The sequence below is a fragment of the Bradyrhizobium sp. SZCCT0153 genome, from assembly GCF_018129995.1.
GTDB classification, from domain to species: domain Bacteria; phylum Pseudomonadota; class Alphaproteobacteria; order Rhizobiales; family Xanthobacteraceae; genus Bradyrhizobium; species Bradyrhizobium japonicum_G.
In genome coordinates this window covers 781,775-803,859 of the sequence record NZ_JAFCKS010000003.1, presented here as the reverse complement: position 1 = coordinate 803,859, position 22,085 = coordinate 781,775, and the positions used below count along the sequence as shown (strand labels likewise).

General features: G+C 64.7%; 24 protein-coding genes. 9 read left to right on the top strand and 15 right to left on the bottom strand.

The window, feature by feature from the left end; all coding sequences use genetic code 11:
• Positions 1-170 precede the first annotated feature (170 nt).
• The 10 genes from JQ572_RS17455 to JQ572_RS17410 all read right to left on the bottom strand — a co-directional run bounded on the left by JQ572_RS17455 (position 171) and on the right by JQ572_RS17410 (position 10,094).
• Positions 171-2,042: a bifunctional sugar phosphate isomerase/epimerase/4-hydroxyphenylpyruvate dioxygenase family protein gene (locus JQ572_RS17455; protein WP_211384121.1), complete on the bottom strand. Its 1,872-nt coding sequence runs from the start codon at positions 2,040-2,042 to the stop codon at positions 171-173.
• Positions 2,039-3,097, bottom strand: a complete 1,059-nt coding sequence (locus JQ572_RS17450) for a Gfo/Idh/MocA family protein (RefSeq protein WP_211384122.1) — start codon at positions 3,095-3,097, stop codon at positions 2,039-2,041. Before JQ572_RS17450 ends, JQ572_RS17455 begins: the two co-directional genes overlap by 4 nt.
• Entirely contained in the window at positions 3,094-3,831 is a 738-nt protein-coding gene (locus tag JQ572_RS17445) for an ABC transporter ATP-binding protein (RefSeq protein WP_211384123.1), read from the bottom strand. The genes JQ572_RS17450 and JQ572_RS17445 overlap by 4 nt, the downstream gene beginning before the upstream one ends.
• A 12-nt stretch (positions 3,832-3,843) precedes the next feature.
• Complete coding sequence (locus JQ572_RS17440) at positions 3,844-4,587, bottom strand: ABC transporter ATP-binding protein (RefSeq protein ID WP_211384124.1); 744 nt, start codon at positions 4,585-4,587, stop codon at positions 3,844-3,846.
• Positions 4,584-5,582: a branched-chain amino acid ABC transporter permease gene (locus tag JQ572_RS17435; protein ID WP_211384125.1), complete on the bottom strand. Its 999-nt coding sequence runs from the start codon at positions 5,580-5,582 to the stop codon at positions 4,584-4,586. The genes JQ572_RS17440 and JQ572_RS17435 overlap by 4 nt, the downstream gene beginning before the upstream one ends.
• Positions 5,579-6,454 (bottom strand): branched-chain amino acid ABC transporter permease, encoded by an 876-nt coding sequence (locus tag JQ572_RS17430; RefSeq protein WP_211384126.1) that lies wholly within the window; start codon positions 6,452-6,454, stop codon positions 5,579-5,581. The genes JQ572_RS17435 and JQ572_RS17430 overlap by 4 nt, the downstream gene beginning before the upstream one ends.
• A 107-nt stretch (positions 6,455-6,561) precedes the next feature.
• Positions 6,562-7,692: an ABC transporter substrate-binding protein gene (locus JQ572_RS17425; protein ID WP_211384127.1), complete on the bottom strand. Its 1,131-nt coding sequence runs from the start codon at positions 7,690-7,692 to the stop codon at positions 6,562-6,564.
• Positions 7,693-7,757: 65 nt separating this feature from the next.
• A complete protein-coding gene (locus JQ572_RS17420; RefSeq protein WP_211384128.1) occupies positions 7,758-8,636 on the bottom strand; it encodes a shikimate dehydrogenase in 879 nt (292 codons plus the stop codon).
• Between the two features lie 144 nt (positions 8,637-8,780).
• Entirely contained in the window at positions 8,781-9,719 is a 939-nt protein-coding gene (locus tag JQ572_RS17415) for a LysR family transcriptional regulator (RefSeq protein WP_211384129.1), read from the bottom strand.
• A gap of 198 nt (positions 9,720-9,917) precedes the next feature.
• Positions 9,918-10,094: a hypothetical protein gene (locus JQ572_RS17410; RefSeq protein ID WP_211384130.1), complete on the bottom strand. Its 177-nt coding sequence runs from the start codon at positions 10,092-10,094 to the stop codon at positions 9,918-9,920.
• 166 nt (positions 10,095-10,260) lie between these two features.
• Here JQ572_RS17410 and JQ572_RS17405 point away from each other — a divergent pair, with 166 nt between their 5' ends.
• The 7 genes from JQ572_RS17405 (at position 10,261) to JQ572_RS17375 (ending at position 15,594) form a co-directional block, all read left to right on the top strand.
• The gene (locus tag JQ572_RS17405) at positions 10,261-10,989 is read left to right on the top strand and encodes a helix-turn-helix transcriptional regulator (protein WP_211384131.1); all 729 of its coding nucleotides are present in this window, start codon (positions 10,261-10,263) and stop codon (positions 10,987-10,989) included.
• A gap of 82 nt (positions 10,990-11,071) precedes the next feature.
• On the top strand, positions 11,072-11,731 hold the full coding sequence (locus tag JQ572_RS17400) for an acyl-homoserine-lactone synthase (protein WP_211384132.1): 660 nt from the start codon (positions 11,072-11,074) through the stop codon (positions 11,729-11,731).
• A 1-nt stretch (position 11,732) separates the two neighbouring features.
• Positions 11,733-11,951, top strand: a complete 219-nt coding sequence (locus JQ572_RS17395) for a hypothetical protein (RefSeq protein WP_211384133.1) — start codon at positions 11,733-11,735, stop codon at positions 11,949-11,951.
• A gap of 303 nt (positions 11,952-12,254) precedes the next feature.
• Complete coding sequence (locus JQ572_RS17390) at positions 12,255-13,172, top strand: branched-chain amino acid ABC transporter permease (RefSeq protein WP_211384134.1); 918 nt, start codon at positions 12,255-12,257, stop codon at positions 13,170-13,172.
• Positions 13,169-14,113, top strand: a complete 945-nt coding sequence (locus JQ572_RS17385; protein WP_211384135.1) for a branched-chain amino acid ABC transporter permease — start codon at positions 13,169-13,171, stop codon at positions 14,111-14,113. The genes JQ572_RS17390 and JQ572_RS17385 overlap by 4 nt, the downstream gene beginning before the upstream one ends.
• On the top strand, positions 14,106-14,873 hold the full coding sequence (locus tag JQ572_RS17380) for an ABC transporter ATP-binding protein (protein ID WP_211384136.1): 768 nt from the start codon (positions 14,106-14,108) through the stop codon (positions 14,871-14,873). Before JQ572_RS17385 ends, JQ572_RS17380 begins: the two co-directional genes overlap by 8 nt.
• Complete coding sequence (locus JQ572_RS17375) at positions 14,866-15,594, top strand: ABC transporter ATP-binding protein (RefSeq protein ID WP_249129084.1); 729 nt, start codon at positions 14,866-14,868, stop codon at positions 15,592-15,594. Before JQ572_RS17380 ends, JQ572_RS17375 begins: the two co-directional genes overlap by 8 nt.
• A gap of 82 nt (positions 15,595-15,676) precedes the next feature.
• Here the strand turns inward: JQ572_RS17375 and JQ572_RS17370 are convergent, their stop codons facing one another.
• The 3 genes from JQ572_RS17370 to JQ572_RS17360 all read right to left on the bottom strand — a co-directional run bounded on the left by JQ572_RS17370 (position 15,677) and on the right by JQ572_RS17360 (position 19,334).
• Positions 15,677-16,057, bottom strand: coding sequence for a hypothetical protein (locus JQ572_RS17370; RefSeq protein WP_211384137.1), 381 nt, complete (start codon positions 16,055-16,057; stop codon positions 15,677-15,679).
• Positions 16,058-16,408: 351 nt separating this feature from the next.
• Entirely contained in the window at positions 16,409-17,845 is a 1,437-nt protein-coding gene (locus JQ572_RS17365; RefSeq protein WP_211384138.1) for a glutamine synthetase family protein, read from the bottom strand.
• 130 nt (positions 17,846-17,975) lie between these two features.
• Positions 17,976-19,334 (bottom strand): aromatic ring-hydroxylating dioxygenase subunit alpha, encoded by a 1,359-nt coding sequence (locus JQ572_RS17360; RefSeq protein WP_211384139.1) that lies wholly within the window; start codon positions 19,332-19,334, stop codon positions 17,976-17,978.
• Positions 19,335-19,449: 115 nt separating this feature from the next.
• Here JQ572_RS17360 and JQ572_RS17355 point away from each other — a divergent pair, with 115 nt between their 5' ends.
• Both JQ572_RS17355 and JQ572_RS17350 read left to right on the top strand, forming a co-directional pair.
• Positions 19,450-20,235, top strand: a complete 786-nt coding sequence (locus tag JQ572_RS17355; protein WP_211384140.1) for an IclR family transcriptional regulator domain-containing protein — start codon at positions 19,450-19,452, stop codon at positions 20,233-20,235.
• A gap of 69 nt (positions 20,236-20,304) precedes the next feature.
• Entirely contained in the window at positions 20,305-20,637 is a 333-nt protein-coding gene (locus JQ572_RS17350; protein ID WP_211384141.1) for a PRC-barrel domain-containing protein, read from the top strand.
• Positions 20,638-20,712: 75 nt separating this feature from the next.
• Here the strand turns inward: JQ572_RS17350 and JQ572_RS17345 are convergent, their stop codons facing one another.
• Positions 20,713-21,108, bottom strand: a complete 396-nt coding sequence (locus JQ572_RS17345) for a group II truncated hemoglobin (RefSeq protein WP_211384142.1) — start codon at positions 21,106-21,108, stop codon at positions 20,713-20,715.
• A 13-nt stretch (positions 21,109-21,121) separates the two neighbouring features.
• On the bottom strand, positions 21,122-22,030 hold the full coding sequence (locus JQ572_RS17340) for a helix-turn-helix transcriptional regulator (protein ID WP_211384143.1): 909 nt from the start codon (positions 22,028-22,030) through the stop codon (positions 21,122-21,124).
• Between the last annotated feature and the right edge of the window lie 55 nt (positions 22,031-22,085).

The following is a 22,085-nucleotide window of genomic DNA, read 5'->3' as shown; positions in this document are numbered from 1 at the left end:
GTAGCCACAAGCGACGTAGCCCCTTCTCCCCTTGTGGGAGAAGGTGGCGCGGAGCGCCGGATGAGGGGTCTCTCTTCGCGAATTGGTTTCTATCGGCTTCGTCGAGAGATACCCCTCACCCGTCTCGCCGCTTCGCGGCGAGCCACCCTCTCCACAAGGGGAGAGGGTAATCACACCCTTGGCATACTGACAGGACGCACCTCGCGGGCTTGCGCCGCCAGCCTGATGCCGGCGTTGGCTGCGCCAAATCCCTGGTAGTTCCTTCGCTCGACGATCTCGAAGAAAAACCGCTCGTCGAAAATGTGCGTGTAGACCTGGAAGAACTCGCCGTCGCCCTCGCGGTCGTAGAGGATGTGGTTGGCGCGAAGCTGCGCCATCAGCTCGGGCGCAAGGTCGTATTTGGCTTCGATGTCGTCGTAGTAATTATCGGGGATATCCAGGAAATCAGCGCCGCGCTCGCGCATCGCGGCGACCGTCGCAAAGATGTCCCGGCACGAAAACGCGACGTGCTGCACGCCGGAGCCGAAGAACTCCGAGATGAAGCGCGCCGGCAGCGTGCGGTTGGCGGAGGAGCCGTTGAGCACGAAGCGCAGGCTCTGGTCGCCGTTGATGACGGCCTGGCTCTGCACGAGGCCCCTGGGATCGGCGATCTCCATCTGCGGCAGTCGCGTCAGGTCGAGAATGCCGGTGTAGAACAGCAGCCAGGACAGCATCTCGTCATAGGGCATCGACTGCGCGATGTGATCCACTGCCAGCAGCGCGTCTCCGTTCGTGTTGCTTGTGACCGGTTCGAAATCGGTGTCCCAGTTCTTGCCGGCCTGATCCAGGAAATACAGCAGGCTGCCGCCGACGCCGTGGATCGCGGGGATTTCCAGCTCGTCCGGCCCGACCGGCTGATAAAAGGTGCGCGTCTTCAGTGTTTCGGCGCGCTGCATGGCGAGGCCGGCATTGTCGACATCGAGCGCAATCGCGCAGACGCCCGGGCCGTGCGTGACATAGTGCGAATGCGCAAAGCCGTCGGTCTCGGAGTTGATGACGAGCTCGACCTTGCCTTGCGACCAGCGCTCCACCGCCTTGCTGCGATGCTTGCCGCTTTTGCGGAAACCGAGCTGCGACAGCAGGCGGGCGAGGTCGGTCGCCTTGGTCTCGTTGACGGCAAACTCGATAAACCCCGTGCCGCGGCTCCTGGCCTTCGGCGCCAAGGGCTCGCTGACGAGCTTTGGCCAGTCCGGCGCAAGCTGGTCCTCCAGCAGGATCAGCGAGCGCAGGCCGTCGACGGCGGTCTGAGCGGCCGAGCCGGCCCGGAACTGGTCGTTGAAGATCTCCAGCGACAGCGGTCCGGCATAGCCGGTCGCCGCGATCGCCGCCATGAACTCGCCGACCGGCAGATCGCCCTGGCCGGGGAAGGAGCGGAAGTGCCTGCTCCACGAGAGGATATCGAGCTCGAGCCTGGGCGCGTCCGCGAGCTGCACGAGGAAAATCTTGTCGCCTGGGATCGAGGCCATCGCGCGAACCGGAAAGCCCGGCGCCAGCGCGTGAAAGCTGTCGAGGATGACGCCGATCGCGGGGTGATCGGCGCGCCGCACGATCTCCCAGGCATCGCGGTAGTCGTGGACATGGCGGCCCCAGGCCAGCGCCTCGTAGCCGACGCGCAAGCCGCGCTTTCCTGCGCGCTCGCCGAGCTCGCGAAAATCGTCGGCCGCACGGTCGATGCCGCCGAGCGAACTGGGGGAGACGTTGGAGCAGATCAGTAGCAGATCGGTGCCGAGCTCCTGCATCAGATCGAATTTCCGCTCGGCGCGGGCAAAGTTGCGCGCGCGCTGCGGCTCCGGCATGCCCTCGAAATCACGGAACGGCTGGAACGCGCAGATCTCGAGCTTGAGGTCCCTGCAAAGCTGCCCTACCTCGCGCGGGCTCGCGCCGAACGACAGCAAATCGTTCTCGAAGATCTCGACCGCGTCGAAGCCGGCTGACGCGATGGCGCGGAGCTTTTCGTCGAGGGCGCCTGAGAGGGAGACGGTGGCGATCGAGCGCTTGTTCATGCTGCCTGCTCCATGATTCGCCCCGGTGAGATTGTCTGGCCCGTGCGCGCGGCCTCGCTGACGGCTTCGACGACGGCGAGCGTTCCCATTGCGTCTTCGGCGGAAATCAGCGGCTGTTCGAGGCCCCTGATGACCGCGCAGAAATGCCGGAGTTGCTCGGCCAGCGGATCGAAGGCGGCCGGTGCAACGGTTGCGCGCGACAGCGGCGTGTACCAGCCGGGTTGCTGCGCGTAGGACCACAGCTCCATGTTTGGCACGGACAGTGATCCCTCCGTGCCGGAGAATATGTAGCAGGGCTGGTCCTGTTTGGGATAAGCGGGGTTCTCGCCCGATGTCAGTTCCCAGCTCCACGGCGCCGGCGTCGCGTCCGACACGGTCACCGTCCCCAGCGCGCCACTCGCGAAGCGCAACAGCAGCGCCGCGGTGTCCTCGACGGCGAAGCCGCGCACCTTGTTCGAGGTCAGCGCCTGCACCTCGGCGATCTCGCCGCAGATGAAGCGGAGGTTGTCGATGTCGTGGACGAGGTTGATGAGCAGCGGCCCGCCACCCTGCTCGCGCCGCCAAGCCATCTCGAAATATTCGTCGGGCTTTTTGAGCAGCCACAACCCGACCACGGCGGTAAGCCGGCCGAGCCGGCCGGCTGCGACCGCCTCGCGTGCGGCCTTGATGATCGGATTGTGCCGGCGGTGGTGGCCCACCAGCATCGGAACGCCGGTTCGCTTGATTGCCGCGCAGAGGCGCTGCGCGGTGGCAACCGTATCCGTCACCGGCTTCTCGATCAGCGCAGACACGCGTGCGGCCGCGCAATCGAGCGCCATCGGCAGGTGCAGCGTGTTGGGCGAGGCGATGACGATGCCGTCGGGCTTTTCATGCTCCAGCAATGCGCGGTGATCGGCATACCAGCGCGTGGCGCGGGCTTGCGCATATTCCTTCGCGGCAGGCGAGGGATCCGCGATGCCGGCGAGCTCGCAGTCCGGCGACGCCGCGATCAGTTCCATATGGCGGCGGCCGATCAGGCCGGCACCGGCGACGGCGACGCGCATTCGCGCGCTCATGCTGCTGTCTCCTCCATGGCACCCCCGAGGAAGAGTTGCCCGATGCGAGGATCGTTCAATATCCGCTCGGCCTTGTCGATCATGCGGGTCTGGCCGAGCTCTAGCACGATGCCGATGTCGGAAATCTCCAGCGCCGAGCGCGCGTTCTGCTCGATCATCAGGATGGTGACGCCGCGGTCGCGCAGGGATTTCAGGATGTCGAAGGTCTGCTGCACCATCAGCGGCGACAGCCCGATCGAGGGCTCGTCGATCAACACGAGCTTTGGTTCGAGCAGCAGCGAGCGGGCGATCTCGAGCTGCTTCTGCTCGCCGCCCGAGAGCGTTGAGGCCTGCTGCGCGGATTTGCGGCGCAGCGCCGGAAACAAGTCGAGTGCCGCCTCGATCCGCTTGGGCAGATCGAGACCCTTCCCGGCGGCGACGCCGCCGAGCTCGATATTGTGGCGCACCGACAGCTCGGGAAAGATGTTGCGACCCTGGGGCACGTAGCAGATGCCGGCATTGAGCAGCGCGCGCTGGCTCAAATTCGTGACATCGCGGCCGGCGAAGCTGATCTTGCCCTCGCGCAGCTTGAGCAGCCCGAAGATCGCCTTGAACACCGTCGACTTGCCGGCCCCGTTCGGACCGATGATCGTGGTGATGGTCGCCTGCGGCACGGAAAAGGTCGTGCCGTTCAGGATCGTCATCTTGCCGTAGCCGCCGACGAGATTGTGAACCGAGAGGATCGGGTCGCTCATGGCTCGCTCTCCCTAATGTCCCAGATAGGCTTCGATCACGGCGGGATTCTTGCGGACCTCGTCCGGCCGTCCCATCGCCAGCACCTTGCCTTCCGCCATCACCATCACGCGCGAGCACAGCGACATCACGAATTCCATGTTGTGCTCGATCACGACGAAGGTGGCGTTCTTCTCGCGGTTGATCGCGACCAGGCGATCCTTCAGGTCGGCCAGCATCGACGGGTTGACGCCGCCGGCGGGCTCGTCGAGCAACACCAGGCGCGGGCCGCCCATGAAGGCCATGGCGGCGTCGAGCAGCTTCTGCTGGCCATAGGACAATCCGCCGGCCGGCTCGTCGGCGAGATGATCGAGCTTGAAGAAGCCGATCATCTGGTTGGCGGCCTCGGTCAGTCCGGCATCGGAGCGGCCGACCAGGCGCGAGGCCATGTTGCCCTGGTGCTCCTGTCCGGCGAGGATCAGGTTCTCGCGCACCGAGAGCTTTGGAAACACCTGCAACAGCTGGAAGGTGCGGCTGACGCCGAGCTTGTTGAGCTCCGCGGGGCGCAGGCCCGTGACGAGCTTGCCGTCCAGCTTCACCTCGCCGCCTGATGGCGTGAGCTGGCCGAGGATGCAGTTGAACAGGGTCGACTTGCCGCAGCCGTTCGGCCCGATCAGGCCGAGGATCTCGCCTTCGCGAACGTCGAAGGAGACGCCGTCGACGGCGCTGATGCCGCCAAAATTCTTCTTGATGCCGGTGACTTCGAGGACCGCGTTCATTGCACCGTCTCCAGCCGCGATTTCGCAACTGCGCGCAACGCGGAAGCCGCCTTGGTGCGCCGCTCGGCGAGATAGCGGTCGAGAATTCCCAGAATTCCGGTCGGCGACCAGATCAGCAGCAGCATCACCGCGACGGCGTAGAGCATCAGATAGTAGCCTTCGGTGAAGCGCAGCCATTCCGGCAGCAGCACCGCGATCATCGCGCCGAGGAAGGGGCCGAAGTAAAAGCCCGCGCCGCCGACGATCACCATCATCAGGAGGTCGAGCGAGAGCGACAGGTTGAACGGCACCGGATCGATATATTGCGTCAGTGGCGCATAGAGCGCACCGGCGACGCCGCCGAGTGCCGAGCCGATCGCGAACGCCATCAACGTGTAGCGTTTGGTATCGATCCCGAGCGACTGCGCGCGCAGCGGGTTTTCGCGCAGCGCCATGAAGGCGCGGCCCCAGGGCGAGCGGATCAGCCACCACACCGCCAGCGAGACGATCGCGAGCGAGCCGAGGCAGACATAGTAGAAGGGCAGCGGCTTGCTGGTCGCGATGCCGAGGATGTGCGGACGCGGAATGTTGGAGATGCCGTAGATGCCGCCGGTGAGCCAGCTCTCGTTGCGGAACACCAGGAAGGCCAGGGTGGAGAATGCGAGCGTGACGAAGGCGAGGTAGTGGTGCTGCACCCGCAGCGCGGGATAGCCGAGCACCCAGCCGACCGCGAAGCTCAACGCGATCGCGACGACGACCGCTACCGGCAGCGGCCAGCCATGCGTGGTCATGATCGCCGCGGCATAGGCGCCGATGCCGACGAAGGCGCCCTGCGCCAGCGAGACCTGCCCGGCGTAGCCGAGCGTAAGATTGAGCCCCATCGCGGCGATGGCCATCACCGCCCATTGGCTCAGGATGAACAGGCCGTAGCGGTTGAAATTCATGGGGACGATGATCAGGCCGGCGATGACGGCAAGGCCGAGCGCGATCTTCAGGGGTTTGGCGAAAGCGCTCATACCGTGCGCTCCTCGGCGCGGCCGAGCAATCCCTGCGGCCGGAACAGAATGACGAGGATCAGGAAGATCAGCGGCACCGCGGCGCGGTATTGCGTGGAGACATAGGATGCCGCCAGGTTGTCCAGCACGCCGATCAGCAGGCCGCCGGCGATCGCGCCGCGTACCTGGTTGAAGCCGCCGACGATCGCCGCGATGAAGGCGGCCTGTCCCAGCACCTCGCCGGAGGAGAATTTCGCGAGGTAGATCGGCGTGATCAGCAGTGACGCCAGCGCCACCAGGAATGCGTTGATCAGGAACGTCAGCAGGATCATGCGCTCGACCGGAACGCCGATGATGCGGGCCACCGTCGGGTTCTGCGCCGCCGCCTGCATCTGGTGGCCGAGCGAGGTGCGGTTGAGAAGGGCGGTCAGGCCGAAGACAGCGAGGATGGCGAGGACGAGAACGCCGATGCTTTGCAGCGATACGACATGGCCGAGAATGGAGATGTCGCCGGTCGGCACGATCGACGGGAACGGCGAGGCTTCGGCGCTGAAGAACTGTTTTACGGCTTCCTTGATGCCGATCGCCAGCGCCATGGTGGCGATCGCCAGCGGCAGCACGCCATGACGCATCATCGGGTCGACCAGCAGCATCTTGAAGGCGAGGCCGAGCAGGATCATCGACAGCAGGATGCCGAGGATGATCGCGAGCCAGAACGGCGCACCGGCATGCATCGCCGCCAGCATCAGGAACGCCGGCAGCATCACGAATTCGCCTTGCGCGAAGTTGATGGTCTGCGAGGTCTGCCACAGCAGCGTGAAGCCGACCGCGACCAGCGCATAGATCGCGCCAGTGGCAAGTCCGGCGACCAGAAGATCGAACAGATTGGACATGGGTTCTCTTTGATCGCTAGAGCCCGGGTAAACTGGTTCGACGCGAATTCAGGTCCATCGCTCCCTCTCCCCGTTCTTACGGGGAGAGGGCGGGGTGAGCGAGGAGGTCACTTCACCTTCGGCAGCACCTGCTTCACGACCTGCTTGCCTGCGACCACCTCGACCAGAAAGCTCTGGCGGTCGATGTCGCCGGTCTCGCTGAAGGTGACGTCCATCAGGATGCCCGGCTCGTCCGCGGCCTTGATGGTCAGGCCGTGCAGCGTGTCGGCGAACGCCTTGGAATCGACCTTGCCCATCTTCTCGGTGGTGGCCTTCACCATGTAGATGGCGAGGTAGCCCTTCAGGCCGTTATGGTCCGGCACGTAATTGTACTTCTTGACGAACTTGTCGCGGAACGCCTTGATCAGGTCTACCGGCGCATCGGTGGTGAGGCCGACATGGCCGCGCGCGCCGTTGGCGGCATCGCCCGCAAGCTCGATCACCTTCTGGCCGATCAAGGTGGTCTCGCCCATCAGCGGCGCGGTGACGCCCTGACGCTTCAGCTCCTTGAGGATGCGCGCGCTCTCTTCTTCATTGAGATAGACGAATACGGCATCGGGATTGGCGGCCTTGATCTTGCCGACGTCGGCGGCGAAGTCGGCCTGGCCCGCTTCGGTGGAGAGATCGGCGACGACCTTCGAGCCGAGCCGGTCGAGCTCCTTGACGACGACGTCGCGGCCGCCGCGGCCAAAATCGTTGTTGACCCAGACCACAGCGACCGACTTGGCCTTCATGTCGTCGTGGATGTATTTGGCGACCTTCGGCATCGAGGATTGCTGGCCGAACGAGGTGCGGAACAGGAATTTGTTTCCGGCTTGCGTCAGCTCGGCGGCTTCGCCGCCCATGATCTGCGCGATGCCCGCTTCGGCCGCCAGCGGCGCGGTGACCTTGACCGAACCGGAATAGCCGGGTCCGAGCAGCACATAGGGTTCGGCGTCGAGCGCCTTCTGCACCTGGGCGCGCGCGACGCCCGGGTTGGACTGCGAATCGGCATGGGTGACCTCGAGCTTGCGGCCGAGCACGCCGCCCTTGGCGTTGATTTCCTCGATCGCGAGGTCGATGCCGTTCTTCCAATTGGTGCCGACGGTGGCGCCGCCGCCGGAAAGCTCGGCGACGTCGGCGAGCTTGATCGCCTGGGCGTGGACGCTGGTTGCAGTCGCGAAGGCAAGCAGGGCGCCTGCCAGAATGGTCGATTTCATGATCTCTCCTCCCATTTTTCGTTGATGTTTGATGTTGTCCGCGGCCTTGTATCCGGCCGCTTCCGTCACGCCGCGTGATAGGCAGAACTTCGTGCCGCCATCACCTCGTCGAAAGCCTCTCCCATGACTTCGGTCGATGGGGCAAGGCCGGTGAACAGTTCGAAAGCGTCGGCGGCCTGATAGATCGCCAGCTCCCGCCCGGTCATGATCCGCGCGCCATTGGCCTGCGCGGCCGCCAGCAGCGGCGTGATCAGCGGCGAGTAGACCGCATCCGCAACCCATAATTCGTCGTGCAGCAGCGTGGCGGGGACAGGCAGGCCGCGGTTCGGCAGCATGCCGACCGGCGTGCCGTTGACGAGGCCGGTCGCGCCCTGCAGTGCGTCCTCGATGCTCGACGCCACCCTTGCGGAGCCCTGCGCGGCCAGCAGAGAAACCACCGTCTGCGCGCGCGCCGGCTCGCTGTCGAAGATGCGGATGTCGGTCACCTTCAGGCTCGCCAGCGCAAACGCGATCGCCTTGCCGACGCCGCCTGCGCCGATCACGGCGACGGCGTTGCCGGATGGCGCCAGCAGCGGTGCCACCGCGCGCGCAAAGCCGGTCGTATCGGTGTTGTGGCCGGTCAGCCGACCGTCCCTGGCGACGACCGTGTTGACCGCGCCCATGGCGGCGGCGCCAGGCGCCAGATCGTCGAGCAACGGGACCACGGCTTCCTTGTAGGGGTAGGTGACGTTGACGCCGGCAAAGCCGAGCCGGCGCACCCCTTCGAGCATCATGCGCAGCCCGGCCGCGTCGGCGCCGGCGACCTCGATGAGCTGGTAATGGCCGCGCAGGCCAAGCGCCTCGGCGGCGCGCTCATGCATGGCGGGTGATGCGGAATGCGCAATCGGCGCGCCGATCAGGCCGGTGAGGAGCTTTTTGCTGGCGGCGTATCCGCGCTTGGACATGGTTCGCTATCGTCTCGTTGGGAGCGTTCGGTCCCGGCCATTAGCGTGGAAATCCGCGCAATTCCAAGAGGACTTCCGGGTAAGACGATAGCCATTCTCCCGCCTAACACAATTACCCATTTATCGGACAAACCTAACATAATGTTATTTCTTTCGCCCGCGCGCCGGGGCGGCCTTGCCGTGGCCCCGGGACGGCTCCACCGCGCGCATCTCGGCGCGCAGCGACTCGATGAAGTACTCGACATGGAGCGACAGCGGCGCGCCGCGCTTCACCGCGATATAGGTGTCGAACCGCGTCGGCTCGGTGATCTTCAACAGCTCGATGCCGGGATAGCCGCCATGGGCGACCGTGAACTGGTCGATGATGGCGATGCCGAGCCCCGCCTTCACCAGCGCGCAGACCGTGGTGCCGAACCGCGCGCGGATCGTGATGTTGTAGTCGAGCCGGTTGCGCGCAAAGATCTCGGCCATGATGCGGCCGTAAGGGTCGTTCGGGTCGATGCCGATCAGCGGATAGCGGGTGATCTCGGCCGCGGAGACCTGCTTGCGGCCGGCGAGCTCGTGGCCCGGCGGCACGATGCAATAGAGCTCGCCCGAGGCGAGCGGCATGAAGTCGAGCCCGGAATGTTCCAGCCGGTAGCTCATCGCGACGCACTCGCCGCGGCCGAGCATGAGGTAGTCGATGGCTTCCTCGAGCTTGAGGATATTGATGTCGATGCCGAGATCGGGATAGCGGCGGCGGACGCGCTCGATCGCGCGCGGCACCATCACCTGCGAGATGCTCGGCACCGAGCCGATGCGCAGCTCCGACAATCCGCCGCGGCCGATCTTGGAGATGAGTTCGGAGAGATCGTCGACCTTCTTGTAGACGCCGTTGATCTGCTCGAAGATGTTCTCCGCTTCCGGCGTCGGGAAGTAGCGGCCGTTCTGACGCTGGAAGAAGCGGATGCCGAGCGAGCGCTCGGTGTATTTGACGAGACGGCTGATGCCCGGCGCGGACACGTTGAGCAGCTTCGCCGCGCCGCCGATGGTGCCCGTCACCATCACGGCACGGATCACTTCAACCTGGCGCAGCGTCATCATGTCGTGGGCATCCGAAAGAGGATCGTGGCGGCGATCATCTCACGGGAGCCGTGATGTCATCCAGCGGCAAGTGTGTTGATGCGGATGGAGAGGGCTGCGCTTTACCCTGTCAGATTGTCAGGACGAAAATCAGCGCGTTCGAACGGATGGCATCGTCGCGCGACTCGTTTCATCGGCGTCGTTTGCTGCAACTGCGTTCTAGCTCGCCGGGCCCTCGGGCGATGCGCTGTCTGCCGGCTTGGTGCGCTCGCTTTGCAGCACCTCGCGTGCGAACTCGATGATCTTCTGCTTGTTCGCCGTTTCGCAGACGGCAAAAAACACGCGGTTCAGTTCCAGGCCGAGCACGCTGTTGAGGGCAATGTCCTCGTCTTCCATCGTGGTTTTCCCGCTTCAGACGTCATAGGTGTAACTTGACGTCACTTCTTCCACAAGTAGATTAATCTTCGAGGTCAATGACATACCGGGAAACTACGGAAACCGTGAATTGAGGCAGTCACCGAAGACGTGCTATACTTGACGGCGAGGGTCAGGAAACGCACCGATGTCCGCCGTGGATTATGGCCGGGAGGCGCTCGACTTCATCGAGGGCCTGGGGACCTATCGCAAGGTGCCCGATGCCATGCTTGCGCTCGAATCGGCCTTCGGTCGCTTCGGCTTTGAAACCATCATCGTGACGGGGTTGCCCAATCCCGACCAGCGATTTGCGCAGATGGTGCTCGCCAAGCGCTGGCCGGCGGGATGGTTCAACCTCTACACTCAGAACAACTACGATCGCTTCGATCCCGTGGTGCGGTTGTGCCGACAGTCGGTCAACCCGTTCGAATGGTCGGAAGCGCCATACGATGCCGAACTCGAGCCGAACGCGGCCGAGGTGATGAACCGCGCCAGCGATTTTCGCATGTCGCGCGGCTTCATCGTGCCGATCCACGGGCTCACCGGCTATGAGGCCGCGGTGTCGCTCGGCGGTGTCCATCTCGACCTCAACCCCCGCAGCAAGCCGGCGCTGCACCTGATGGCGATGTACGGCTTCGACCACATTCGTCGTCTGCTGGATCCGGCGCCGTATCGGTCGACGCGTCTCACCCCGCGCGAGCGCGAGGTGATCTCCTGGGCCTCGCAGGGCAAGTCGGCCTGGGAAATCGGCGAGATCCTGCATATCACCCAGCGGACCGCAGAAGAACATCTTGCAACCGCTGCGCGCAAGCTCGGTGCCGTCAACCGTACGCATGCGGTTGCCTTGGCGATTCGCAACAAGATCATCAATCCCTAAGCGACGTACTGGGAAATTTCCCAATATCGAAGCTGCCTCTTTTCGCAGACTCTGCCCCCATTGAGAATGGATGGGGGCTTTCATGATTCACGCAATTTCAGCCGTTAATCGCCACTTATACGAAGACGTAATCGAGCAGCATTTCCGGCTGCGCCATGACATCTTCGTCGAGGAGCGGCGCTGGGAGGCGCTACGCAGGCCGGATGGCCGCGAGATCGATTCCTATGACGACGAGGACACTGTCTATCTGCTTGCGCTGGAGGGGCGCCGCGTCGTCGGCGGTCACCGGCTCTATCCAACGACCAAGCCTTCGATGATGAGCGAGGTCTTCCCGCATCTGGCGGTGGTGCGCGGCTGCCCCGCGAATCCGCTGGTCTGGGAATGGTCGCGCTATTTCGTCGTGCGTGATCGCCGCGACGGCGCGCTCAACCTGCAACTGATGGCGGCGGTGCAGGAGTTCTGCCTCGACCAGGGCATCGCGCAGGTCAGCGCGATCATGGAGACCTGGTGGTTGCCGCGCTTCCATGAGGCCGGCTTCGTCGTGACCCCGCTCGGTCTGCCGGCGCTGGTGGAGGATGCGTGGACCATGGCGGCGACGATCGACATTCGTCGGGAGACGCTCGATGCCCTGCATGATCGCATCGGCACGGCTTCGATCGTGCAACAGGACGGCCCGCGTCTGGACGCCGTCGCCCGTGCCAACCTCTGCGGCCTCGCTGCCGCGCAACGAAAGAGCGCCTGAGATGTCGAATATGATGCGGGACAGCCAGATCATGGCGCAGACCAAGGACGAGAATCTCGGCTACATGTCTGACATGGCGCTCGAGCTGGCACAGATGGCGGAAGACACCGGATTGGCGACGCTCGCCTATCTGTTCCGGATGGCGGCGCTGGAGGCCTCGACGGCCAACAGCGTGGTTGCCGAGCCGGATGACCTTCCCCGGCAGATGACGTCACACTAGGCGCATCTCGACGCGGCGACGGATTTCACACCCTCTCCCCGGCAACGGGGAGAGGGTGATCGTTTTGGGTGCGGCAGGTTGACCCATCCTGCACGGCAGCTTTCTTGCACGGGCGCACAAGGAGATTTCGATCGGATGCACCGGCATGCAACAAAGTGCATGTCTGGTGTCAAATCGCTCTTGCCTCGGAACGATACTGCCATTACCCATTTTTCTGCCTTGTAGAGGCAGGGGGAGCTCTTTCACTGATGGCGACCGTGTTCGAACATCGGCGCGAACCTGCGTGCGCCTGAAAGAGTTTTGATGCTGCTCGTCGTCGAACAGTTCTTGAACGGATTGCAGTTCGGCCTGCTGCTGTTCCTGCTGGCCGCCGGCCTGACGCTAGTGTTCGGGATCATGGATCTCGTCAACCTCGCGCACGGCTCGCTCTACATGATGGGCGCCTATTTCGCCGCGACTTTCGCGGCCTGGACCGGCAGCTTCCTGCTCGGCGCGCTGCTGGCGCTCGGCGCGACTCTGGTGCTCGGCATCGTGCTCGAGATGGGCGCGCTGCGGCATCTCTATGGACGCGACCATCTCGACCACGTGCTCGCGACCTTCGGCCTGATCCTGTTCTTCAACGAAGCCGTGCGGCTGATCTGGGGGCCGGCCGGCCTTGCGCTGCCGCTGCCGGCCTGGCTCACGGTGCCGGTGCCGATCCTGCCCGGCATCCACTATCCCGCCTATCGCCTCGCCATCATCGTCGTGGCGCTGCTGGTTGCGCTCCTGCTCTATCTCGGCGTGATGCGCACCCGCATCGGCATGCTGATCCGGGCCGGCGCCTCCAACCGCGAAATGATCGGCGCGCTCGGCATCAACATCAAGCTGCTCTACACCCTGGTGTTCGGGCTCGGCGCGGCGCTCGCCGGGCTCGCCGGCATGATGCAGGCGCCGATCCTCACCGTGCAAATCGGCATGGGCGAGAACATCCTGATCCTCGCCTTCGTCATCATCGTGATCGGCGGCATCGGCTCGATCCGCGGCGCGTTCCTCGCTGCGATCTTCGTCGGCATGATCGACACGCTCGGCCGCGCCTTCCTGCCGAACCTGTTGCGGCAGGTCTTGAGCGGCGCCGCCGCCTCCACCGCCGCGCCCGCCCTGTCCTCCATGCTGATCTACCTGCTGATGGCGATCGTGCTGGTGGTGCGGCCGGAGGGGCTGTTTCCGGCCAACCGTCGATGAAGTCTTTCACTGTAGCCAAGGCCGTGACGGCCCTGATGCTGGCGGGGCTCGTGCTGCTGCCGCTCTATTCGCAAGCATCGGGCAACATCTTCATCCTGACGCTGTTCACCCGCATCGTCATCCTGGCACTGGCGGCGGCGAGCCTCAACCTCATCATGGGTTTTGGCGGCATGATGAGCTTTGGTCACGCTGCCTATCTCGGCATCGGCGGTTACGCGGTCGGCATGCTGGCGCAGGAAGGCGTCGGAAGCGGCTTCATCCAGTTTCCGGTCGCGCTCGCGGCGTCCGCGATCTACGCACTGGTGATCGGCGCGCTCTCGCTTCGCACCCGCGGCGTCTATTTCATCATGATCACGCTCGCCTTCGCACAGATGGCCTATTACGTCGCTTCGGGGCTGGCGCGTTACGGCGGCGATGACGGCCTCACCGTCTACAAGCGCAGCGATTTCTCCGGCCTGGTCAACCTGTCGAACCGCACGCAGTTCTATTATCTCTGCCTTGCCTGCCTGTTCGCGGTGATCTTCCTGATCTGGCGCATCGTCAATTCGCGTTTCGGCCTCGTCGTGCAGGGGCTGCGCTCCAACGAGCAGCGCATGCAGGCGATCGGCTTCCCGGCCAAGCGCTATCAGCTCGTCTGCTTCGTCATCTCCGGCACCATGTGCGGTCTTGCCGGCGCGCTGCTCGCCAACAACACCGATTTCGTCAGTCCGGCCGTGATGTACTGGACCCGCTCCGGCGACCTCATGGTGATGGTCATCCTCGGCGGCATGGGCACGCTGTTCGGCCCGGTCATGGGCGCGGTGGTCTTTCTGCTGCTGGAAGAATTCCTGTCGCAGCTCACCGAATATTGGGCGCTGATCATGGGGCCGCTGCTGCTGCTGATCGTGCTGTTCGGGCGCGGCGGCATCATGGGACTGCTCGGGAGGCTCAATCGTGGCTGAGCCCTTGCTCCGCGTCGAGAAGCTGGTGCGCCGCTTCGGCGGTATCATTGCGACCGACAACGTCTCGCTCGACGTTGCGGCCGGCGAACTGCACGCCATCATCGGCCCGAACGGCGCCGGCAAGACCACGCTGATCAGCCAGCTCACCGGGCATCTCGAACCGCATTCCGGCAGCGTCTCGCTAGGCGGTCGCGACATCACTTACCTGCCGGCCTATCGCCGCTGTGCGCTTGGCCTGGCACGATCGTTCCAGATCACCTCGCTGCTGCTCGATTTCACCGCCGCAGACAATGTCGCACTCGCGGCGCAGGCGCATGCCGGCACCTCGTTCCGCTTCTTCGCGCGTGCGCGCAAGGAAAAGGGCCTGCGCGATGCCGCGCACGCCGCGCTCGATCGCGTCGGCCTGTTGCACCGTGCCGATGTCCTGGTGTCCAGGCTCAGCCATGGCGAGCGTCGCCAGATCGAGCTTGCGGTCGCGCTGGCCAGCAAGCCCAAGCTCTTGCTGCTCGACGAGCCCATGGCCGGCCTCGGCGTCACCGAATCCCAGCGCATGGTGCAACTGCTCCAGGAGCTGCGGAAGGAAGTCTCGATCGTGCTGGTCGAGCACGACATGCCCGCGGTGTTCGCGCTGGCCGACCGCATCTCGGTGCTGGTCTATGGCCGCGTCATCGCTTCCGGCGATCCGGCCGCGATCCGGGCCAACGAGGACGTCAAGCGCGCCTATCTCGGCGAAGCGCATGTGGTGACGCACCATGTCTGAAAAGGTGATGGCTGACACGCTGCTCGACGTCGAAGGCATCGAGACCTGCTACGGCCTCAGCCAAGTGCTGTTCGGCCTGTCGCTGTCGATCAAGCCGGGCGAGATGGTCTCGCTGATGGGTCGCAACGGCATGGGCAAGACCACCACCATCCGCTCCATCATGGGCCTGACGCCGGCACGTGCAGGCAGCATCCGCTTTGCGGGCGCGGAGGTGCGGACGCAGCCGTCCTACAGGATCGCAAAACTCGGCATCGGCCTCGTGCCCGAGGGGCGCCAGATCTTCCCGAACCTCACCGTGCGCGAGAACCTGGTCGCCGCCGCTGCCGACCGCTTCAACAGCGCCAATCCCTGGACGCTGGCGTCGATCTACGTGATGTTTCCGCGCCTCGCCGAACGCGCCTCCAACATGGGCAACCAGCTCTCCGGCGGCGAGCAGCAGATGCTGGCGATCGGCCGGGCGCTGATGACCAATCCAAAACTGCTGATCCTCGACGAAGCGACCGAGGGCCTTGCGCCATTGATCCGCGAAGAGATCTGGCATTGCCTGTCGCTGCTCAAGAGCCGGGGACAGTCGATCCTTGTCGTCGACAAGAACGTCGACCATCTCGCCCGCATCTGTGACCGTCACACCATCATCGAACGCGGCAAGACGGTGTGGAGCGGCACCTCCGACGAGCTGATGGCCGAGCCGGATTTGCAGCACAAATATCTGGGGATTTGAGGGTCGGATCTCATCTTTCCGCGGCGGCAATCAGGATTGCTTCGCTGCGCTCGCAATGACCGGGGGGAGATCTGTCCGCTCTTTACCAATAAATACCGTGCCGATGCAGTTCGCGGATCACGCGCGCTTCCGTGGACGGCTGGCGGCGCTTCGGCTTGGTTGTCCCGGTTGTGCTGGTCACCGCTGTGGCCGAGGGTTGCGCCGGCGTTGTTGCGGTGGGCGCTGTCGCGGTCGGCGGCGCGGTGGCAGCGGTTGAAGTCGGGGCGGTGGTCGCCGTCTGGACATTCGGCGCCTGCGTTGCCGCCGGGGCTTGCGTCGTCTGCGGCGTGGCCGTCGGCGAGGCCGGTTGCTCGGCGGCCGGCTGGCTTGCGCTGGTCGCCGCGAGGCTCAGACTACGCGGACCACCCGCATGGGCTTGTGTTGCGAGCAGCGACATCGCTGCTATCAGGATCAGCTTGCGCATGGCAACCCCGCTATCTGGTCAATCCGTCTTACCTAATTCGCATCCACCCGGGGCTAGCGCGCAAACCGATGCGTGCCGATTTCGATCAGAGTGGTCCGGCAGGACAGACGATAGATCAGGCTGAACAATTGACCCCACATGACCGAACTCCATTGTTGATCACGGATCAAAGCCTAACCCCGGTGTTTTTCCGGCGGTTTTCGGGGCGTGAGGAAAATGGCTTCGTCGCACCGCGATGTGATGTCGTTGGAACAGGTGGGACGAAGTCACCTCACGGGTGTGTGAGCTTTGAGCCGCTGCGCCCCCACCTCCAAGGGAGGTGGTCAGAGGGAGGATGTCAGAGTGAGGAGGTCAGAACATCTCGAAATATTCGCGGTGTTCCCAGTCGGTCACCTCGGACAGGAAACGGTCGATCTCGGCGTTCTTGATGTGGGTGTAATAGTCGACGAAGTCAGGCCCGAGCTTCTCCCGGAAGAATGGATCGTCCTTCAGCGCACCGACGGCATCGCGCAGCGATTTCGGCAAGAGCGGCGCCTTGGTCTCGTAGGGCGTGTCGGCCGACGGGCCGGGGTCGAGCTTGCGGTCGACGCCGTCGAGGCCTGAGAGTATCTGCGAGGCCATGTAGAGATAGGGATTGGCCGCGGGCTCGCCGATGCGGTTCTCGAGCCGTGTGGCGGGATCGCCGGCCGCCCCAAGCACGCGGATCATGACGCCGCGATTGTCCCGGCCCCAGATCGCGCGGTCCGGCGCCAGCGAATAGGAGCGGTAGCGCTTGTAGCCGTTGAGGGTCGGCGTGGTGAACACGGTGGAGGCGCGGGCGTGATCGAGCAGGCCGGCCAGGTACGCGCGGCCGAACGCGCTGAGCGGCTCGCCGCCGTCCTTCGCCATGAACTGGTTCTCGCCGCTCGTGCGCGAGACGATCGACTGATGCAGGTGCCAGCCGCTCGCGAACAGGTTCGGCAGTTTTGGCCGGCACATGAAGGTGGCGTGATAACCGTGGCGCCGCGCGATCTGCTTCACCGCCGAGCGGAACAGCACCATGTTGTCGGCGGGCTCCAGCCCTTTCTTCGGCGCGAAGGTGAATTCGCACTGGCTAGGCCCGAACTCGACCTCGACCGAGCGCAGGGGCAGCCCGAGCGCGACGACGTCGCGGCGCAGGATCTCCAGCACCGGCTCCATCTGATCGAAGCGCTGCTCGGTGAGATATTGATAGCCATGGCTGAGCAGGCTCACCGAAGGTGGCGTGCCGGGCTGGCCTGCGTCCTCGGCGCGCATATGCGGATCGTCGAGCTTGAAGATATGGAATTCGACCTCGAGCCCGGCGACGAAATCATGGCCGCGGCTTGCGAGATCGTCGAGCACCTTGCGGTAGAGCCCGCGCGTTGCGAACGGCACCGGGCGGCCGTCATTGAAATGGAGATCGCACAGCACCCAGCCCGTGGCCGGCGCCCATGGCAGCACGCGAAAAGTGGTGGGATCAGCGACCATCAGCACGTCGGCCGCCCCCTCCATCTCCTTCATGCCGAAGCCGCCGCCCGAGGTGAACACCGGGAATACCGTGCGGTGCGAGGTGTCCTTGGCGAGCATGGTGGTGGTGATGGAGCAGCCGCTTTCCAGCGAGGCGATCGCCTCCGACGCGATGATGGTCTTGCCGCGCAGGATGCCGTGCTGGTCGGGAAAGGCGAGGCGGATGACCTCGAGGTTCTTTTCCTCGACGAGGCGCCGCATGCGCGTCGCCGCGTCCTTCTGCTCATCCGACCACAGCGCATGACGCGCGACGAAAGTCACTTTGCCGCTCCTTCAGCTGCCGTAGGGTGGGCAAAGCGAAGCGTGCCCACCACGTCTGTCGTTCGCACGCGGGCATGGCGGGCACGGCGCTTTGCGCCTTTGCCCACCCTACGGGAGCCGACCACAGTCGTCACTCCGCCGCCGTCAACCGATGCACGTTGTCCGCGATCTCCTTCGGAACAGGCGCGGTCCACGGTGCGCCGCGGCGGCGCTTGACGTCGACTTCCATCCAGTAGGTCTCCCAGCCCCGCGTCGGCCCGATGCCGTCCATGGTCGCGGGTCCCTGGATGCTGCGCGCATTGGCCTCGTCCAGAAACAGCATCGGCTTCTCGCCGCCCAGAACCTTCTCGATTTCCTGCCGCAGCAGGCGGCGATACTGCACGATCGCCTTGTCGCTCGAGCCGAGATGCTCCTTGGTGCGATCCTGGATCGCGCCCATCGACTCCACCGCCCACTGGTCGTGGACGTTGATGTCGCTGCCCATGCCGGTATAGGTCGCGGTCTGCTGCTCGTGCGGATCGAAACCGTAATCGTTGCTGCGGTTTTTCCGCGACTTGTAGTCGGGCAGCTCGTACAGCTCGAGCCGCTGGTCGCGCATCTTCTGCTTGTCGACCGGGTTCGCGTAGCTGGTGAAGATCGCATACCAGTAGCAATTCTCGTCGTCGACCGGCACGTGCCATTGCGTGATCGTCATCTCCGTGCTCATGGGGATGACGAAGCCGTGCGGGAAGAGCTGGTTGGTGACGCGCACATGGGTGCGCTCCTCGTCGATCTCGCGCAGTGCGATCAGCCGCAATCCGTATTCGGTATGCTCGACATTGATGATCGGACGGTCGTATTCGCGCAGGATTTTTGTCATCGGAAGGTCGGAGCCGGCGGAGGCGCCGCGGAACTGCTTGCCGTAGGCCGTGGAGGTGTCCTCGTCCTCGAAGAAGCGATGCAGGTACGATGCGTGGGCGGGATCGATGCCGACTTCGAGTGCCTGGAGCCAGTTGCAGGCCATATGGCCTTTGAACGCAAAAGTGTGCGTGCCGGGCGCGACGAAGCAGTCGAGCTCCGGAAATGCCGGCGGCTCGCCCTCGCCGAGATAGGCCCAGAGGATCCCGCTCTTCTCCACCACGGGATAGGAGCGCTGACGGATGTTCTGGCAGAGCTTCGAGTCCTTCGGCTCAGCCGGGGTCTCGATGCACTGGCCGGTGGCGTCGAACAGCCAGCCATGGAAGGCGCAGCGCAGGCCGCCGTGCTCGAGCCGCCCGAAGGCGAGGTCGGCGCCGCGATGCGCGCAGTGACGGTCGATCAGCCCGTAGCGTCCGGTCTCGTCGCGGAACAGAACCAGGTTTTCGCCGAGCAGCCTGACCGGCCGGATCGGCCGCTCGCCCTCCAGCTCATCCACCAGCGCCGCCGGTTGCCAGTAGCTCCGCATCAGTCTGCCGCAGGGATCCTTCGGCCCGCTGCGGGTGATCAGGTCGTTCTGCGCCTGGCTCATCATGGCGAGTGCATCCTTCAATCTCGGAGTGGCGTTTGTTCGCCTATTGAACGAATGGGCGAATTATGACATGCCTTGGACCGGCAGCAAGCACTATTTTGCAGGAATGTCCGACGCCATGCCCAAGCTGAAGCGAAGCGAGACCGACGAGCGCGCGACGGATTTCGTCGAAAGCCTCGATCGCGGCCTGCGCCTGCTTCAGTCCTTCGGCACGACGGTAGGCCCGATGACCTTGAGCGATCTCGCCCGCGCCGCCGATCTTCCGCGCGCCACCGCCCGGCGCATGCTGTTCACGCTCCAGCGTGGCGGCTTCGTCGGTGGTGACGGCAAGCTGTTCACGTTGACGCCGCACGTGCTGACCCTTGCCGCCTCGTTTCTGCGCTCCAACCAGCTCGTCACGGTGCTGCAACCGGTGCTCGATCGCGCCGCGACTGCGGCAAATGAAATCGCGTCACTCGCGGTGCTCGACGGTGACGACGTCGTGTTCGTGGCGCGGAGCAGTCCGGCGCGGATGTTTTCAGGCGGGCTGGAGATCGGCTACCGGCTGCCGGCGTTCTGCACCTCGGTCGGCCGCGCCATGCTGGGTCAGCTCGGCGATGCCGAACTCGCCGCGCGCCTGAAAACAATGACGCGCGAAGCGCTGACGCCGCAGACGGTGACCGATCCCGGGGCGCTGCTGGCACGGATCGTCGCCGACCGCGGGCAGGGCTATTCGCTGGTCGACCGCGAGGCCGAGCCGCATTTCCGTTCAATCTCGGTTCCCGTCCGCCGCTACGACGATGTGATCGTCGCCGCGATCAACATGGGCGCCCATGTCGACCGCGTGCCGGCTCAGGAGCTGATCGACCGCTTCCTGCCGCTGCTGCGCGAGGGCGCCGACGCGGTCCGTTCGCAGTTGCTGTAGCTACAGCGCACTTCGCTCGGGCTGCCTGGCAGGCTATAATGCGCGGCACAAGAGAACAGGGAGGATGCCATGCACCATACCATGGTTCCCAGTGATCGCGTGGAGCACGTCGCCGTCTACGGGCGCGACGGCACGAAGCTTGGCACGATTGAGCGACTGATGCTCGACAAGGTCAGCGGAATGGTCACCTATGCCGTGATCAAGACCGGCGGGCTGCTCGGTACTCATCATCATTATCCGGTGCAGTGGAGCGCCCTGAAATACGATCGCGGCCGTCAGGCCTTCCAGGTCGAACTGACGATGGACGAGTTCAGCGGCGGTCCATGCGAGTTCGATGGCGATGAGTTCGATTGGGGCGACCGCTCGCGGTCCTACCCGCATCCGAATTACTGGTCGGTCTAGTCGCGTCGGAAGACTTGCAGCCCGGGTCAGCGGAGCGATAGCCGAGAGCGCTACACGTTGGCTTGATCGACGCGCTTACGGCCGGTTGCGCATCCAGTCGGCGAGACCGGACAGCGCGCGGTCGAGGTCTTGCCGCGCGGCCGCATCAGTCACCGTCTCCTCCAGCGCGCCGCGCATGCAGAGTAGCCACGCATCGCGCTCGGCATCGCCGATGGCAAAGCCGATATGGCGCTGGCGCAGCCGTGGATGGCCTTTTTCGACGGAGTAAAGTTTTGGCCCGCCGGTCCATTCGGTGAGATAGCGCTTCAGCACGTCCCTGATCAGGCCGAGATCGGCGGCATGCATCGCGCGAATGGCGTTTGCTTCCGGCAGGGTGTCCATCCGCTCGTAGAAGCGGTCGACCAGCCGGTCGATCGTGGCACTGCCCCCGATCCGCTCGAACATGGACGTTGCGACGTCGCTGTCGGCCATATCAAGTCCCGACCTACAGCGCCACGCTGCGCAGCCCGAAGCTGCGGGCTTCGTTCTGGAGCACCGGACGCACCGCATCGATCAGCCGCGCGGCCGCGGCGTCGACCGACAATCCCGCCGTATCCACCACCGCCGTCGCGCGTGCGTACAACGGCTCGCGGCTCAGCAGGATGTTGCGCAGCTCGGCCATGGCGGAGCGGTCGTCGGCCATCGGGCGGAGATCGCCCTGGCGGCGGACACGGGCCATGTGCTCCTCCGGCTCGGCCTTCAGCCAGATCGTGTAGAACGACGACAGGATCTGGTCGAAGGTCAGCGGTTCCGAGACGATGCCGCCGCCGGTCGCCAGCACCATCAGCTCGTTGCGCGCGAGCAGCTGTTGCAGCGCCGCCTGCTCCATGCGGCGAAAGCCTTCCTGGCCGTAGAGCGCGATGATCTCGGCGACCGAGAGGCCGTTCTGCTGCTCGACCTCCTTGTTGAGCTCGACGAAGCTCCAGCCGATCTTCTTCGCCAGCATCCGGCCGAGCGTGGATTTGCCGGCGCCGCGCAGGCCGATCAGAGCAATGCCGCAGAACGGCGCGCGCCGCGGCGCGGATGCGCTGCCGCCGGCGAGGACATCCTTGGCCTGAGCGATCTGTGCCGGCGTCGCCTTGCGCAGCAGATCGCGAAACATCTGCCAGTCGGGCGTCGGATCGGTCGAGGGGAGCAGGTCCTCGAGATGCGCGCCCATCGCGTCCGAGACGCGGCGCAGCAGCACGATCGAGACGTTGCCCTTGCCGCTCTCGAGCTGCGCGATGTAGCGCTCCGAAATCCCTGATACCTTGGCGAGCACTTTGCGCGACATGCCGCGCAGCGCGCGCATGGTGCGCACGCGCTGGCCGAGCTGTTCGAGGAAGCGGGATTCGGCGTCGGGACTGTCGGTCATGGACTACAGATCAGAGCCTTCTTTAGGGTTTAGGGGATGTCCCGCGGCGTGCTTT